Annotated in this window: 13 protein-coding genes, 1 other RNA gene, 1 pseudogene and 1 riboswitch; of the genes and pseudogenes, 4 read left to right on the top strand and 11 right to left on the bottom strand. The window is 69.0% G+C overall.

All coding sequences use genetic code 11. The features are described from left to right. Positions 1 to 167: 167 nt before the first annotated feature. A complete protein-coding gene (locus CSC78_RS05200) occupies positions 168 to 938 on the top strand; it encodes an NRDE family protein (RefSeq protein ID WP_162336842.1) in 771 nt (256 codons plus the stop codon). 204 nt (positions 939 to 1,142) lie between these two features. On the opposite strand, the gene rnpB is transcribed toward CSC78_RS05200, so the two are convergent. From rnpB to rsmI, 4 genes are all read right to left on the bottom strand, one after another. Further along, positions 1,143 to 1,492, bottom strand: an RNA gene (rnpB, locus tag CSC78_RS05195) — RNase P RNA component class A. 114 nt (positions 1,493 to 1,606) lie between these two features. Further along, entirely contained in the window at positions 1,607 to 3,400 is a 1,794-nt protein-coding gene (locus tag CSC78_RS05190; RefSeq protein ID WP_202924121.1) for a DUF885 domain-containing protein, read from the bottom strand. A gap of 103 nt (positions 3,401 to 3,503) precedes the next feature. Continuing rightward, positions 3,504 to 5,303, bottom strand: coding sequence for a DUF885 domain-containing protein (locus CSC78_RS05185; RefSeq protein ID WP_162336840.1), 1,800 nt, complete (start codon positions 5,301 to 5,303; stop codon positions 3,504 to 3,506). A 39-nt stretch (positions 5,304 to 5,342) separates the two neighbouring features. Further along, entirely contained in the window at positions 5,343 to 6,164 is an 822-nt protein-coding gene (gene rsmI, locus CSC78_RS05180; protein ID WP_162336839.1) for a 16S rRNA (cytidine(1402)-2'-O)-methyltransferase, read from the bottom strand. Positions 6,165 to 6,379: 215 nt separating this feature from the next. Between rsmI and CSC78_RS05175 the strand changes: the two are divergent. From CSC78_RS05175 to CSC78_RS05165, 3 genes and pseudogenes are all read left to right on the top strand, one after another. Then, positions 6,380 to 7,645: pseudogene (locus CSC78_RS05175) on the top strand (penicillin-binding protein activator); the annotation flags it as partial. Then, positions 7,635 to 8,024 carry a YraN family protein gene (locus CSC78_RS05170; protein ID WP_162336837.1) on the top strand — a complete coding sequence of 130 codons (390 nt, stop codon included), beginning with the start codon at positions 7,635 to 7,637 and terminating at the stop codon, positions 8,022 to 8,024. The pseudogene CSC78_RS05175 and the gene CSC78_RS05170, both read left to right, overlap by 11 nt. Before the next feature lie 23 nt (positions 8,025 to 8,047). After that, a complete protein-coding gene (locus CSC78_RS05165) occupies positions 8,048 to 9,436 on the top strand; it encodes an FAD-binding oxidoreductase (protein WP_162336836.1) in 1,389 nt (462 codons plus the stop codon). Between the two features lie 139 nt (positions 9,437 to 9,575). On the opposite strand, the gene thiL is transcribed toward CSC78_RS05165, so the two are convergent. The 7 genes from thiL to CSC78_RS05130 all read right to left on the bottom strand — a co-directional run bounded on the left by thiL (position 9,576) and on the right by CSC78_RS05130 (position 14,817). Further along, positions 9,576 to 10,529: a thiamine-phosphate kinase gene (gene thiL / locus CSC78_RS05160; protein WP_162336835.1), complete on the bottom strand. Its 954-nt coding sequence runs from the start codon at positions 10,527 to 10,529 to the stop codon at positions 9,576 to 9,578. Between the two features lie 7 nt (positions 10,530 to 10,536). Beyond that, complete coding sequence (locus CSC78_RS05155) at positions 10,537 to 10,788, bottom strand: helix-hairpin-helix domain-containing protein (protein WP_162336834.1); 252 nt, start codon at positions 10,786 to 10,788, stop codon at positions 10,537 to 10,539. Between the two features lies 1 nt (position 10,789). Further along, positions 10,790 to 11,257, bottom strand: a complete 468-nt coding sequence (nusB, locus tag CSC78_RS05150) for a transcription antitermination factor NusB (protein ID WP_238391162.1) — start codon at positions 11,255 to 11,257, stop codon at positions 10,790 to 10,792. 22 nt (positions 11,258 to 11,279) lie between these two features. Further along, complete coding sequence (ribH, locus tag CSC78_RS05145; protein WP_162336832.1) at positions 11,280 to 11,747, bottom strand: 6,7-dimethyl-8-ribityllumazine synthase; 468 nt, start codon at positions 11,745 to 11,747, stop codon at positions 11,280 to 11,282. Positions 11,748 to 11,811: 64 nt separating this feature from the next. Further along, positions 11,812 to 12,906: a 3,4-dihydroxy-2-butanone-4-phosphate synthase gene (ribB, locus tag CSC78_RS05140; protein ID WP_162336831.1), complete on the bottom strand. Its 1,095-nt coding sequence runs from the start codon at positions 12,904 to 12,906 to the stop codon at positions 11,812 to 11,814. 172 nt (positions 12,907 to 13,078) lie between these two features. Beyond that, positions 13,079 to 13,672 carry a riboflavin synthase gene (locus CSC78_RS05135; protein ID WP_162336830.1) on the bottom strand — a complete coding sequence of 198 codons (594 nt, stop codon included), beginning with the start codon at positions 13,670 to 13,672 and terminating at the stop codon, positions 13,079 to 13,081. Positions 13,673 to 13,813: 141 nt separating this feature from the next. Beyond that, a riboswitch (FMN riboswitch) is annotated at positions 13,814 to 13,971 on the bottom strand. 81 nt (positions 13,972 to 14,052) lie between these two features. Continuing rightward, on the bottom strand, positions 14,053 to 14,817 hold the full coding sequence (locus CSC78_RS05130) for a class I SAM-dependent methyltransferase (protein WP_162336829.1): 765 nt from the start codon (positions 14,815 to 14,817) through the stop codon (positions 14,053 to 14,055). Between the last annotated feature and the right edge of the window lie 6 nt (positions 14,818 to 14,823).

The raw sequence follows: 14,823 nt of genomic DNA, 5'->3' as shown, positions 1-14,823 counted from the left end.
CAACAAACTTCAGAGACTTGTTCAAGCCTTATCCACAAGTTGCTGTTTCGTCTCAAATTTTGAGATTGAGGAACGATTCAGTGAGGTGACCGTCGTTTCACATGAAGGCCGATGCTGACCCGCCGGCAGGAGTGGAACTGCGCAAACCGGGGGGCCAGAATCGGCCCATGTGCCTCGTTGCCCTCGCCTGGAAGGTCCACCCGCGCTGGCGCCTGCTATTGGCCGGCAACCGCGACGAGTTCCATGCCCGCCCCACCGCCCCGCTCGCCCACTGGGCGATGTCGCCGCACCTGATGGCGGGGCAGGATCTGCAATCGGGTGGCACCTGGGCAGGCGTCGAGGCCGGTGGCCGGGTGGCGGTGGTGACCAACGTGCGCGACCCGGCCATCCAGGTGCCGGGCGCTCCCTCCCGCGGCCAGTTGCCGGCGGGGTTCCTGCAATCACCGGACAGCGTGGACCACCGGGCGACCGGACTGCTGGTGGCCGCGGAAGTGTTCGCCCCCTTCAACCTGCTGCTGGCCGACGAGACGGACTGCGAATACCTCAGCAACTACCCGACGCCGCGCCGGATCACGCTCGCGCCCGGAGTGCATGCCCTGTCCAACGGCGACCTCGACGAGCCCTGGCCGAAGACGATGGCGTTGAAGGAACGGCTGGCCGGCTGGGTGGCATCGGAGAGGGACGATGTGGGGCCGTTGTGGGCCGCGCTGACGGACGAGACCCCTGCGCCGGATGAGCACCTGCCCGACACGGGCGTCGGCATCGACCTCGAGCGCATGCTGTCCCCCGCCTTCATCCGCGGCGAGCGCTATGGCACCCGCGCCAGCACCCTGATCGCCGTCGACCATGCCGGCCACGGCTGGATCAGCGAGCGCAGATTCGGGCCGGAGGGGGTGTTTGAGGGGGAGACGACGCTGAGGATCGGGGCTGGTGCGTAACGAGCGCCCGACAGCTGAAACGCCGCGATCGCGACTCACGTCGCTCCCACAAGAGACGTGTCCCTGCGCTGCTTTACCCGCCCCCTGAGTCAGGGGGCGGCGAGCGCGAAGCGCGAGCGGGGGTATGGAGGCCAACGGCCTGGGGCCCAAGGTTTGCGCCGCAAACCTTGGGGCTTTCCAAAGCGCCGATGGCGCTTTGGAAAGCGGCGGAGCCGGCCGGTAAGCCGGGTTCTGTCGTGGACAGTCATTCCTCTAGGCGCAACGTCACCGTTACGCTCAAGCAACCTACCCGGAGACACTGCGGGCTGCAGCATAGCCTCCCTATTTGGTCTTGCTCCCGGTGGGGTTTGCCGTGCCGGTCCGTTGCCGGACTCGCGGTGCGCTCTTACCGCACCATTTCACCCTTGCCGTCCTGCCGAAGCAGTCTTAGGCGGTATCTTTCTGTTGCACTTTCCGTCGGCTCGCGCCGCCCAGGCGTTACCTGGCACCGTGCCCTGTGGAGCCCGGACTTTCCTCGGCATTGTTTCCAATGACGCGACTGTCTGGCCGGCTCCGCCGCGGGCATTGTCGCATGCGCGGCTCACCGCCACACGATTCACCTGGCCGATGATCTGCCACCACCCTTGCAGGCTCAGCGATCTCATTCACCCGCTTTCATGTCGCGGCGCTCAGGTGACTCCAGCCATCAGCGCCGCTGCCCCATCGAGGACTTCCATCGGAAGCGGGCCAGAAGCCAGGATGAAGTCGTTGTAGGCGCGTGCGTCGAACCGCGTCCCCAGGCGCTGTCGGGTCTTCTCGCGCGTAGTCACTATCTGTTGCTTGCCCACCATGAAACTGCACGCCTGCCCCGGGTAAACGCAATAGCGGTCGATCTCGCGCTCGGCAGCGTCGGGATGCTCGCCAGCGTTGGCCACCATCCAGTCGATGGCCTGTTGGCGGGTCCAGCGCGCGTGGTGGATGCCTGTGTCGACGACGACGCGGCAGGCACGGAACAGCTGGCCCTGCAGATAGCCGATACGCCCGACCGGATCACTCTCATAGGCACCGACCTCATCCGCCAATTGTTCGGCATACAGGGCCCAACCCTCGGTCCAGGCCGAGAAACGCACCGTTCGCCGGAACAGGGACAGTCCACCCGCCCCGCGCAGCACACTGTCCTGGAAATGGTGCCCGGGTATCCCTTCATGGTGCAGCAGGGTCGGGATGCGCCACAGAGCGTTCTCCGCGACCGAGCGCAGGTTGAGGTAGATGATCGAGGGCTGGGCGGGGTCGCTGCTGGCGCTGTAGAAGGCACCCGGCGCGCCGTCCTGGATCGCGGGCGAGACACGCTGCACCTCGACCGGTCGGTCCGGAATCACGTGGAAACCACGCGGCAGCAGGCCCTTGATCCGATCCAGGTGTGCGCTGGCGTAGTCGATGATCGCTTGGCGCCCCGCGTCCGTATCAGGCTTGAGGAAGCGCGGATCGCGATCCAGGGCGGCCATGCGCTCGCCCACCGATCCGCGGGCCAGCCCCTGTGCACGCAGCAGCCGATCGATCTCGGCGGACAGTTCCGCCACCCAGGCCAGGCCAAGTTGATGCAAGTCGCCCGGTGCATGGCGGGCCGTGGTGTTCGAATGCAGAGCCGAGGCGTAGTAGGCCTCACCATCGGGCTTGGCCCAGATGCCCGCCCGATCGTCGGCGCGGGGCAGCAAGACCGCGAGCGCCTCGCTCTGGCGTTGCAGGGCAGGCACGATACGCTCGACGAAGATCGCCGAGGCGCGTCGGTCCAGATCGGCAATACCGCCATCGCGTGCACGCGCGAGCGCCGACGTCGTCAGTGCATTGCGGGTCGGCGCAGCATCGCGCAAGGTCGCGAGCTGCTTCAGGGTCTTGGCCAGGATGAAGTCAGGGGGGATGACACCCAGGCCCGCGTCGTGGCGGATCTGTTCGGTCTCCTGGTCCAAGGCCACGGCAAACTGGCCCAGCCTGTCCAGATAGCGGTCGGCATCTTCCGCGTCCTTCATGGGCGAGCGTCCGCCGATGCCGTCTGGCAGCCAGAAGTAGGCACCGTTCATCTGGCTGACGACATAGGGGCTGGGTCGCAGGTTGAGGTCGGAGAAGCCGTAGCGTCCGTACTGGTCTGCCATCGTCTCGTAGACGAAGCGGGCCGTGTCGTAGTCCAGGGAAGCGGCGGCCGAAAGTGCGGCACGGTCGATCCCCCTCAGTTCATCCAGGCGCCGCGCCGTCGCCTGTCGGTGACGCGCGCGTGCGGCCAGCGAATAATCGGCCAGACGGTCCGGCCCACCCTCCTCTGCCTGCAGTGCTTGGGCGTGGCGTTGCAGCAGGTCCGCCAGACGGACGTCCTCGGCGGGTGCATCCCCCGTCGTGTCGGAGACAGGAATCGAACTGGCCATGCGCGCGGCCAGAGGCCACGTCATGCCGAGCGCCACGGCGCCGACCAGCAGTTCACGACGACGCATCAGGTGCACCTCCAAAGCAAGGCGTCACGAGCCTCCCGTGCCGAGAGGGCGAAACGCAGAATGAGATCAGACAGCATCTCCGAACAGGACACACGCTCAGGGCCTACTTCACTGCCCCGCTCGACATCAGCCAGCGGTCGATCTTGGCTTCCAGCACATCTAGCGGCAGGGCACCGGTGTCCAGCACCTGGTCGTGGAAACGGCGGATGTCGAAATCCGGACCCAGGCGCCGGGTCGCACGCCGCCGCAGTTCCTGGAACTTCAGCTCGCCTACCTTGTAGGCGCAGGCCTGGCCCGGATTGGTGATGTAGCGGTCGATCTCGACCGCCACGTCGCGCGGGGCCATGGAGGTGTTGGCCAGCATGTAGTCGATCGCGCGTTGACGGTCCCATTTCAAGGCATGGATACCGGTGTCGACGACCAGGCGCACGGCGCGCAGCATTTCCATGTCCAGATGGCCGAACCATTGGTAGGGGTCGGTGAACATGCCCAGTTCCTGGCCCAGCGACTCGGCATACAGGCCCCAGCCCTCTGTGTACGCGGTGGCCGGGACCTGCCCGAAACGCAACAGCTCCGGCAGGCGCTCGTCCTCCTGGACCAGCGAGATCTGGTAGTGGTGGCCCGGCACGCCTTCGTGCAGCTGTAACGTCTCCAGGGTCGGGATGGGACGCGTGTTCAACATGGCCATGTTGAAGTACAGGACACCCGGCTCCGACGCGTCCGGCGGACCGGCGCGGTAATAGCCCGTGCCCCTCTGGTCCCCGAGTGCCGGCAGCGGACGCAGCTCGAATGCCGCACGCGGACGACGCGAGAACAGTTCAGGCATCCGCTCCCAGACCTTTTTTTCGATCCGTTCGAAGTGGTCGACGAGGTCTTCCGGTTTGGAATAGTAGAACTGGGGCCCGGTGCGGACGTGTTCGAAGAAGGCCGGCAGGTCGCCGTCGAAGCCGGTCGCCTGGCGCGCCTGTTCCATCGCGGCGCGGATCCTGGCTACTTCGGCGACGCCGAGCTGGTGGATCTGCTGCGCGCTCATCGTGGTGGTGGTGTGTTTGGCCAGCAGGGACGCATAGACCCGCTCGCCGTCCTTCATCGCCCACAGGCCTGCGCCATCGGTGGCGCGCGGCAGATAGCGTTCGCGCAGGAACGTGCGCCATCGCTCGTAGGCTGGAGTGGCGCGGTCATCGATGGTCCGGCGATAGGCGGCCTCCAGACGTGCGCGATCTTCCGGCCCCATGGCGTCGGGGAAATGCGTGACCGGCGAATAGAAGGGATTCTGCTCCACCGGCAGACTGAGGAAAGCCTCGACCTGCCCCAGCACGTTGTTCACCACGACCTTGGGCTGGCGGTAGCCCTGGGCCATCCCCTGCTCCAGGCGATCCACCGTGCTGTCCATGAAGTCGGCGAATCCCTTGAGCTGCGCCAGCCCCCGTTCGTAGTCTTCCACCGTCTTGAAGCGGACGCCCGACAGGTAGTCCGGGAACTCGACGTGCAAGCCGAAGGAGGCGTTCAACGGCACCAGGTTGCGGGTCGCGTGGATGCCGCTGTCGATGTCGCCGAGCGCCTGCTCGGCCTGGTAGCGGAACGCGTCGTAGGCAATCTGGTCCTTCTCGGCCAGGGAGGCGCGGTCTATGCCGGCCAGGCCCGATAGCTCGGCACGCTTGTTGGCCGCCAACTGCCGGGCAAAGGCCTCGCCCTGGGGGTCGACGAAAACGGCCCCGGTCGGGGGCAGGCCACGCTTGGCCAGGCGCAGGGGATTGAGCGCGTCGTCGGCCTTCTGGCTCTCCGCCACCAGCACGCCGAAACGCTCGCGGGCGTCCGGCTGGGTCCACGCGATCGCAGCGGGCGATGCCGCCACGACGACCAGCATTGCGGCTGCCGCCGTGAGCCGTTCACGCAATCTCATCTTCATCCCCTTTCATCCGAGTCCAGCCAACAAGGCCCACTATCGCGCGCCATACAACTCCTTTCTCGGCGCGCCGGTGATCTCCGCCGCCAGTTTCGCGGCGGCGGACGGCGGCAGGTGCGCGTTGAGCAGCGCGTAGACGCGACGACCTTCCACCAGTTGCGCTGCCTCGTCGTCGGCGGTCCCCTGCACCATCACGACGAACTCGCCCTTGCGCTGGTTGTCATCGGCCTCGACGCGCGCCTGCAGCTCGGACAGCGTGCCGTCCATGACGGTTTCGAACAGCTTGGTCAGTTCGCGCGCCAGCACCGCGGGGCGGTCGTCGCCGAAGGCGGTGCGCATGTCGGCCAGCGATTCGGTGATGCGGTGCGAGGATTCGTAGAACACCAGCGTGCGCGTCTCGCCCGCCAGCCGCTGCAGCTGTTCGCGCCGCGCCGAGGCCTTGGCGGGCAGGAAGCCTTCGAAGGTGAAGCGATCGCTGGGCAGCCCGGCCACGCTCAGTGCGGCGATGGCGGCACACGCGCCCGGCAGAGGACTGACCTTGATGCCCGCCGCGCGCGCAGCGCGGACCAGGCGGAAGCCGGGGTCGCTGACCAGTGGCGTGCCGGCGTCGCTGACCAGCGCCAGCGAGTCGCCGGCCAGCAGGCGCTCGACCACGCGCTGGGCCAGCGCGTCCTCGTTGTGCTCGTGCAGGGCGATCAACGGTGTGGACACCCCGAAGTGCGCCATCAGCTGGCCGCTGCGACGGGTGTCCTCCGCGCAGATCGCCGCCACGCCACGCAGGGTCTCCAGCGCACGTGGCGTCAGGTCGCCCAGGTTGCCGATCGGGGTGGCGACGATGAACAGGGTTCCGGCTGGCATTCCAGTGGGGCTCGGTGGCTGGGGGTAGAATCGTAGCCGGTTCCCCTGCCTGAACATCGACGATGCCCTTGGACCTGCCTGTCGCACGCACGCTTTCCGCACGCCTCCGTCCCGCACGGACCCTCGTGGCCCTGCTGCTGGTGGCCCTGCTGGCCAGCTGCGCGACCACGCCGGGCGCAGGCCCTGCCACGTCGGCGGCGCGTTTCGCGCCCGCGTTCGCCAATGCCGCCACCCTGGCCCGCCAGGATGCCGCCCTCAGTGGGCAGGCCCGCAGCGACAACGCCCGCGAGATCGACCGCCTGCTGGCAACGCTCGACGACGCCACCCTGACCCGGGATGCCGCCGCGCTGCCGTCCGGGGACCCGCTGTACAACTTCGCAGGTCGCGCGCTGCAACGCCGCGGCCTGCCGCTGCCGCGCCCGTTCGATCGCGGCACGCGGTGGCGCTTCGACGCAGGCAATCGTCCGCCGGCCGAATCCGACGGCTACCGTCCACCGATGAAACTGGCCGTGCTGCTGCCGCTGTCGGGCAACCTCGCCACCGCCGCCGCGCCCGTTCGCGATGGTCTGCTGGCGGGCTACTACGGCGAACGCCGTCGCCGTCCCGATATCCAGTTCTACGACACCACCGGCACCGCCGCGGGCGCGACCGCCGCCTACGCGCGTGCTGCCGCCGAGGGCGCCGATTTCGTGATCGGCCCGCTTGGCCGCGATGAAGTGAGCGCGCTGTTCCAGCAGCCGCAGCTGGCCACGCCGCTGCTGGTGCTGAACCGCGGCACGGTGGCCGTGCCGGAAGGCAATGCCGGATTCTCGCTGGCACCCGAAGACGACGGCCTGGCCGCGGCGGAATACCTGTTCGCGCGCGAGCGTCGTGCGGCGCTGGTCATCGAAGGCAGCGACGACAACGGCCGCCGCGCCTCGCAGGCGTTCGCGGCACGCTTCGCCGAGCGGGGCGGCAAGGTCACGCGCGTGATCCGCGTGCAGGATGCGCCGGGCGACCTGTCGGCCGTGCTGGCCACCGCCGCACAGGAGGGCGCCGATGCGGTGTTCCTGGCCGTGCGTGGCGGCACCGCGCGCGCGCTGACGCCGCAACTGGCGCTGGCCGGCCTGGGCGGCAAGACACGCGTGGGCACCTCGCAGCTGACCTCGGGCACCGGCAAGCCGGAAGAAGACATGGCGCTGGATGGCATCGCGTTCCCGACCGAGGCGTGGACGTCGCGGGGCGTGCCGGCCCTGCCCGCCGCCAGCATCACCGGCGAGCGCGTGCCGACCGCCCGCGGTCCGGCCGCGCGCCTGTTCGCGTTCGGCTACGACGCGTGGCTGCTGACCGCTTACCTGGAAAAGCTGGCGACGGGTGCGAATGCCGAGCTGCGCGGCGCCACCGGTCGCCTGCAGCTGGACGGCTTCGGCAACGTCGTGCGCACGCCGTCGTGGTCGACGTTCGCTGGCGGCCGTCCTGCCCCGATCGCGGATGGCGGTTGACCGGCGCGCCCGCGGGCACGCCGTCGAAGTCGCCGCGCGCGCACTGCTGCTCCGCGCAGGGCTGACGGAGCTCGCCACCAACGCGAACTACCGCGGCGGCGAACTCGACCTGGTGATGCAGGACGCCCTCCGGCCCGGTACACTGGCGGTGGTATTCGTCGAAGTGCGTTATCGCCAGTCGCAGGCATTCGGCGGCGGCGCGGCCTCCGTCGACATCGGCAAGCGCCGCCGGCTGGTGCATGCGGCGCAGCGCTTCCTCCAGGACCATCCTGCGCTCGCCGACGCGCCGTGCCGCTTCGACGTGGTCGACGCGCAGGGCGATCCCGACGCACCGCAGCTCGACTGGATCCGCGACGCCTTCAGGGCCGACGAGATCTGACCGGCGACACCTACAATGGCGCGATGGATGCTCACCTTCCTTCCGCCCTGCACGACGCGATGTCGACCCGCCTCGGCGACGGCTGGCTGACCGGCGAGGCCTGCCGACCCTTCGGCGGCGACGATTCGCGGCGATGGGCCATGCCGGCGGCCGTCGCGTTGCCACGAACGCAGGACGATGTCGTCGCGGTGGTGCGCGCCTGTCGCTCGCATCGCGTGCCGATCATCGCGCGAGGCGCGGGCACCGGAACGACCGGTGCCGCCGTGCCGACGCAGGGCGGCGTGGTGGTGTCGTTCGCGCGCATGGACCGCGTCGTCGACATCCGCGCCGCGGATCGCTGCGTGGTGGTGCAGCCGGGCGTTCTGAATGGCGAACTGCAGCTGGCACTCGCGCCGCACGGCCTGTTCTGGCCGCCGGACCCGTCGAGCGCGGATGCCTGCAGCGTGGGCGGCAATCTCGCCACCAATGCGGGTGGGCCACGCGCGGTGAAGTACGGCACCGCGCGCGACAACGTACTCGGCCTGGTCGCGGTGACCGGTGCGGGCGATCTGATCCGCTGCGGCGGCGCGTACACCAAGGATGCGACCGGCTACGACCTCACCCATCTGATCGTCGGCAGCGAAGGCACGCTCGCGATCATCGTCGAAGCGACCCTGAAACTCGCACCGCGACCGCGTGCGCAGGCCGGCCTGCGTGTGCTCTACCGGGACGCCGCCACCGCGGCGGCGGCGGTATCGCGCATCATGGCGCGGCCGGCGACACCGGCGATGCTGGAATTCATGGACCGCAGCGCCATCGCGCTGATCCGTCACAACGGCAGCGACGTGCCGGAGGCCGGTGCCATGCTGCTGGTCGAAGCCGATGGCGACGAGGACACCTTGCCGTACGCGTTGCAGGCGCTCGCCGACGCCGCGGAAGGCGACGGCATGATGGCACTGGATGTCGCCGCCGATGGCAGCGCGCGCGACCGTCTATGGGCGGCTCGGCGCGCGCTGTCGCCGGCGCTGCGCACGATCAGGCCCGGCAAGATCAACGAGGACGTGGTGGTACCGGTCTCGCGCATCCCCGACCTCGTGGCGGCGATGGAAGCGCTGTCGGTCGACGCTGCGCTGCCGATCGTGGTGTTCGGCCACGCCGGCAACGGCAACCTGCACGTGAACATCATGTACGACGACGGCGACGCGGACGAAACCGCACGTGCGCAGGCGGCGCTGCCGAAGGTGTTCGCACGGGTACTGGCGCTGGACGGCACGCTCTCGGGCGAACACGGTATCGGCCTGAGCAAGCGCGATTACATGGCCGATGCGTTCAGCGCGGCGACGCTCGACGCGATGCATGCCGTGAAGGTGGCGCTCGATCCCGACGGCATTCTCAATCCGGGCAAGGTATTGCCGCCGCGGGAAGCCCTGTAGGAGCGACGTCAGTCGCGACCGCGTACCGTGCCCGACCAGAAGACCACCGACAGCATGTTGCCTCTCGCTCGCCGGCTTTCTGATGATCGACGTGCACCGACGACCTACGGTCGCGACTCACGTCGCTCCTACAACAGGCTCAAAGCGCCGCGAAGTGGTCGTAACCGCGTCGTGGCGGTGACCATGTCCGTCCATCGGCATCCAGCGGATGTACGCCCTCGCCGGTCATGATGCGGCCGATGCGCGTGATCCGTAGACCGAACTGCAATGACACGGCATCGATGCCTGCACGCGCTTCGGGCGGTGCGGTAAAGCAGAGCTCGTAGTCGTCGCCGCCACCGGCCTGCATGGCGAGGCGTGTCGCTTCATCGAAAGACGCGCGCAGCGCCTCCGATACCGGCAAAGCACCGACGTCGACCTGTGCCGCCACGCCGCTGCGCGACACGATGTGGCCGAGGTCGGCCAACAGGCCGTCGGAGACATCGACGCAGGCGGTGGCAATCCCGACCAGCGCGCGACCTGCCTCCACGCGCGGCGTGGGCCGGTCCAGCCGCAAACGCAGCACACCGACCGGATCACGCTCCAGCAGCGCCAGCGCGCCGGCCGCGTCGCCCAGCGTCCCGGTCACCCAGACGTCATCGCCGACGCGCGCGCCGTCACGACGCAGCGCGCGACCGGCATCGACGAATCCCATCGCGGTCACCGACACCGACAGCGGGCCGCGCGTCGTATCACCGCCCACCAGCACGATGCCATGCTCACGGGCCAGCGCAAGGAAGCCATCGAGGAAGCCGTCGATCCACGCCGTATCGCCCTGCGGCAACGACAGCGACAGCGTGCACCACGCCGGTTCGGCGCCCATCGAGGCGAGATCGGACAGGTTCACCGCCAGCGCCTTCCAGCCGAGGTCGGCCGGCAGCGTGCCATGCGGGAAATGGACGCCGTCGTTCAAGGTGTCGGCGGTAACCACCAGATGCCTGCCGGGCGGCGGCGCCAGCAGCGCGGCGTCGTCGCCGATCCCGAGCACGATGTCGTCGCGCGTGCCCGCGCGTGCGCGGATGCGGGCGATCAGGTCGAATTCGCCAGCGCCCATGGCGGCGTCAGGTGCGCGATCGCGCGAAGTCGACGGCGGACTGGATCGCCGCGCGCGCCTGCGGGCTGTTCTTCCAGCAGGTAGACCCGGTGAGGCCGGCCGCGCTGGCGACGATCTCCGATGGTTCCGCCGCGGCCAGTTGCCGCAGCGAGGCGATACCCATCTGTTCGAGCCGTTGCACGACGGTGGGGCCGACGCCCCTCAGCGCGAGCAGCGCATCGCGTTCGTCGCTTGGAAAGCGCGCGTTGCCGGCCGGCACGTCAGCGGCGCGCCTGCGCCTCGGCGGGGCGCCATTCGATGGCGGCATGGTCGAGCACGCCGTTGATGTAGGTGTGCCCGTGCTCGGAACCGAAGCGCTTGGCGGTTTCGATCGCCTCGTTCAGCACCACGCGGTACGGCACGTCGAGGCGGTGGATCAGTTCGTAGGCGGCGATGCGCAGCACCGCACGCTCGATGGGATCGACTTCCTCCACCGTGCGGTCGAGGAACGGCAGCAGCGCCTCGTCCAGCGAGGCGCGATGGCGGACCACGCCGCGCACCAGGTCTTCGAAGTACTCGAGGTCGGCGATCTCGTGCGCCTGCTCGTGCGCGAACTGCGCGATGACCTGGCCGACTTCACCGCCCGACATCTGCCATGCGTAGACGGCCTGCAGCGCGCGGCGGCGCGCACGTGCGCGCGTGACCGGATCGACGCCGTCCTTGCGGTGGGGATGTTGTTGTCGGCTCACGTCGGCTCCTGCGATTCTGGGGTTACGGCAACTGTTCCAGCAGCTGCGCCATCTCGATGGCGGCCAGCGCGGCTTCCTCGCCCTTGTTGCCGTGGCTGCCGCCGGCACGGGCTTCCGCATCCTCGATGCGCTCCACCGCCAGCACGCCATTCAGCACCGGCACGCCGGTGTCGAGCTGCACGCGCATCAGGCCCTCGGCGCAGCGGTCGGCGACATGTTCATAGTGGCGGGTATCGCCACGGATCACGCAGCCCAGCGTGATGATCGCCGCGTGGTCGCCCGAGGCAGCCAGGCGCGCAGCCACCAGCGGGATTTCCCAGGCGCCCGGCACGCGCACCACGTCGATCGCATCCTCGCCCACGCCGTTGCCGGCCAGGCTCTGCCGCGCGCCGGCGACCAGCACATCGGTGATGCGCGGATTCCAGCGGCTGGCGATGATCGCGAAGCGGGCGCCGTCGGGCGCGCGCAGATCGCCTTCGTAGTGGGACATGGCGGGTTCCTTGGGGGTGGGGAAGTCTACCAGCCGGGGCGACCGGCCGGTCTGCCGGGGCCGGTCAGGGCTGGACGTACTCGACCACGTCGAGGCCGAACCCGGCCAGGCCGACCTGCCGCCGCGGCGTGCCCAGCACCCGCAACCGGCCCAGGCCCAGGTCGGCCAGGATCTGCGCGCCCGCCCCGTTGCGGCGCCACTGGCCCACGTCCTTGGCGCTGGCCTGCACCTCGGGCTGCTTGCGCAGGCGCGCCAGCAACGCGTCGGCGCTGCGCGGCTCGGACAGCACCACCATCACGCCCTGCCCTTCGGCCGCGATCGCGCGCAACGCGTCGGTGGCATGCACGCCGAAGTCGTCGCGCCGCCAGTGCAGCAGGTCGCTCAGCGGATTCTCCACCTGCACGCGCACCAGCGTCGGCGTGGCCTTGTCGGGCGTGCCGCGGACCAGGGCGAAATGCAGGTCGTGGGCGATGCGGTCGCGGTAGGTGACCAGTTGGAACGGGCCGAATTCGGTCTCGATGTCGCGCGCGTCGATGCGCTCGACGGTGTGCTCGGTGGCCAACCGATACGCGATCAGGTCGGCGATGGAGCCCATCTTCAGCCCATGCTCGCGCGCGAACACTTCCAGCTGCGGGCGCCTCGCCATGCTGCCGTCGGGATTCAGCACTTCCACCAGCACGCCGGCCGGCTCCAGCCCGGCCAGCAGCGGCAGGTCGCTGGCCGCTTCGGTGTGGCCGGCGCGCGTCAGCACGCCACCCGGTTGTGCGATCAACGGGAAGATGTGGCCCGGCTGGCTGAGGTCGCTTGGCTTCGCGTCGGGTCGCACCGCCGTGCGCACGGTGTGCGCGCGGTCGTAGGCGGAAATGCCGGTGGTGACGCCCTCGGCCGCCTCGATGCTGACGGTGAAGTTGGTGTGGAACTGCGCGGTGTTGGTCTGCACCATCGGGGCCAGTCCCAGCTGCGCACAGCGCTCGCGCGTCAGCGACAGGCAGACGAGGCCGCGCGCATGGGTGACCATGAAGTTGATGTCCGACGGCTTGACCAGTTCGGCGGCCATGATCAGGTCGCCCTCGTTCTCGCGGTCCTCGTCGTCGACGATGACGACCATGCGGCCGTTGCGGATCTCTTCAAGGAGTTCGGGGATCGGGGAAAAAGCCATCTTTCAGTGCTCGGATAACAGAGGGGGAATCGTCATCCCAGCGAACGCTGGGATCCATCTTGATCCTGATGCTTCGTCTGTCTTGGCAGCGAAGTAACAACGTCAACGTGGATCCCAGCGTTCGCTGGGATGACGGCAGGGGAGACGGTGCGATTGACGGGTCGGACGCCACTCAGCGCGCACCCAGCAGGCGCTCCACGTAGCGCGCCACCAGGTCGATCTCCAGGTTCACCGCATCGCCGACCGCGGTGGCGGCGAATGCGGTATGCGAGACGGTGTGCGGGATCAGCGCGACCTCGAAGCCTTCGCCATCCACGTCGTTGACGGTCAGGCTGACGCCATCGACGCAGATCGAGCCCTTCTTCGCGATGTACTTCAGCAGCGGCGCGGGGGCGGCGAAGCGCCAGCGCTGCGCACGGGCATCGTCGTGGACGGACAGCACGCGACCCACGCCATCCACGTGGCCACTGACCAGATGGCCGCCGAGACGATCGGTCGGGCGCATGGCGCGCTCCAGGTTCACGACTGCGCCTTCCTTCAGGCCACCCAGCGTGGTCAACGACAGCGTCTCGGTGGAGGCGTCGGCCTGGAAGCTGGCGGCGTCGAACGCGATGACGGTCAGGCATACGCCGTTCACCGCGATGCTTTCGCCGAGTTGCACGGCATCGAACGGAAGCGAACCGGTGGCCACCGTCAGGCGGACATCGCCGCCCACGGATTCCAGCACGACGATGCGGCCGACGCCTTCGATGATGCCGGTGAACATCAGCAGGCCTCCGGACGGCGGAGGACGGAAAAAGCACGGGTCATCGTGGAAGGCATGGACGTCTCTCGCGACAGCAGGGCGGAGACGCCTCCGGGGCGCGAAGGCAGGCGCACGACGCCACGCTCGCGCGCGGTTCGGCGGTGCCGTCTTCTTTCATCCGGACTATGACCGTCGGCTCCGGCATCTGACCGGATCTGCTGACCCTGCGGTGGCATTGGCTTGCCGCCCGAGGCGCTCGCGGGCTCGTCGCTGGGCGACCTACCGCCGGTGGGGAATCTCGCCCCGCCCTGAAGACGTCGTTGGTGGTGTGCCGGCGGACCGGCCCGCGCATTTTACACGCCCAGCTCCAGCGGCGGCTCTGAACGGAGCGTTCCGCCGGCTCAGGCCGCCGGCTTGCGGCGCAGGTGCAGGATCAGCGGCCAGCGCATGGTGCGCACCCGTTGCGGGTCGCCCCAGACCTCGGCCAGCGCCGGCGTGTGGGCGTAGACCGGATCTTCGCCGGTCGCCGCGCGGTAGCTCCCCGTGGCCGACAGGCTGCCGAAATAGCCCAGCAGCGTGGGCAGGTTCCATTCGGCGGTCAGCCACAGCCGCGGCGTGGGGATGGTCTCGAACGGCCACACGTAGTCGCCGTAGCCCATGTCCACGTCGGCGCGCTCCGGCGGCCAGTAAGGATCGATGTCGTCGCGGACCTTCTCGGCCACCTCGGCCAGGTCGTCCTCGAAGATGATGTCCTGGTACGTCCACGCCGCCAGCACGCCGCCCGGGCGCAACACGCGCTCACAGGTGGCGAAGAAGCGGTACCGGTCGAACCAGTGGAGCGCCTGCGCCACGGCTACCAGGTCAACGCTGCCATCGGCCAATGCGGTCGTTTCAGCAGGCTCGACCTCCAGGCTGACGTTGGCGCCCGATTGTCCGTTCGCCCAGTGTCGCTCGATTTGCGCGGCACTGGGATCGGTGGCGTGTACATGCGCGAAGCGCGCCGCCAGTCCGCGCGTGGCCTGGCCGCTGCCGCAGCCGGGTTCCCAGACCTGCGCACTGGCGGGAACGGCCGACGCGACCGCGTCGTACAGCGCCTCCGGATAGGTGGGGCGCGAGGCGAGGTAGACGTCGGCGACGCCGGAAAAATGATCCTTGAAGGCCACCATGGCGGG

The organism is Pseudoxanthomonas japonensis (assembly GCF_010093445.1).
Taxonomy (GTDB): Bacteria; Pseudomonadota; Gammaproteobacteria; order Xanthomonadales; family Xanthomonadaceae; genus Pseudoxanthomonas_A; species Pseudoxanthomonas_A japonensis.
This window is presented reverse-complemented; position numbering and strand designations above follow the sequence as displayed.

Excerpts from the sequence above, each read along its gene's own strand:
- CSC78_RS05190 (WP_202924121.1), bottom strand. The coding sequence starts at position 3,400 with ATGCGTCGTCGTGAACTGCTGGTCGGCGCCGTGGCGCTCGGCATGACG.
- CSC78_RS05165 (WP_162336836.1), top strand. The coding sequence starts at position 8,048 with ATGGATGCTCACCTTCCTTCCGCCCTGCACGACGCGATGTCGACCCGC.
- CSC78_RS05130 (WP_162336829.1), bottom strand. The coding sequence starts at position 14,817 with ATGGTGGCCTTCAAGGATCATTTTTCCGGCGTCGCCGACGTCTACCTC.
- CSC78_RS05135 (WP_162336830.1), bottom strand. The coding sequence starts at position 13,672 with ATGTTCACCGGCATCATCGAAGGCGTCGGCCGCATCGTCGTGCTGGAA.
- CSC78_RS05185 (WP_162336840.1), bottom strand. The coding sequence starts at position 5,303 with ATGAGATTGCGTGAACGGCTCACGGCGGCAGCCGCAATGCTGGTCGTC.
- ribB (WP_162336831.1), bottom strand. The coding sequence starts at position 12,906 with ATGGCTTTTTCCCCGATCCCCGAACTCCTTGAAGAGATCCGCAACGGC.
- rsmI (WP_162336839.1), bottom strand. The coding sequence starts at position 6,164 with ATGCCAGCCGGAACCCTGTTCATCGTCGCCACCCCGATCGGCAACCTG.
- ribH (WP_162336832.1), bottom strand. The coding sequence starts at position 11,747 with ATGTCCCACTACGAAGGCGATCTGCGCGCGCCCGACGGCGCCCGCTTC.
- CSC78_RS05170 (WP_162336837.1), top strand. The coding sequence starts at position 7,635 with ATGGCGGTTGACCGGCGCGCCCGCGGGCACGCCGTCGAAGTCGCCGCG.
- thiL (WP_162336835.1), bottom strand. The coding sequence starts at position 10,529 with ATGGGCGCTGGCGAATTCGACCTGATCGCCCGCATCCGCGCACGCGCG.
- CSC78_RS05200 (WP_162336842.1), top strand. The coding sequence starts at position 168 with ATGTGCCTCGTTGCCCTCGCCTGGAAGGTCCACCCGCGCTGGCGCCTG.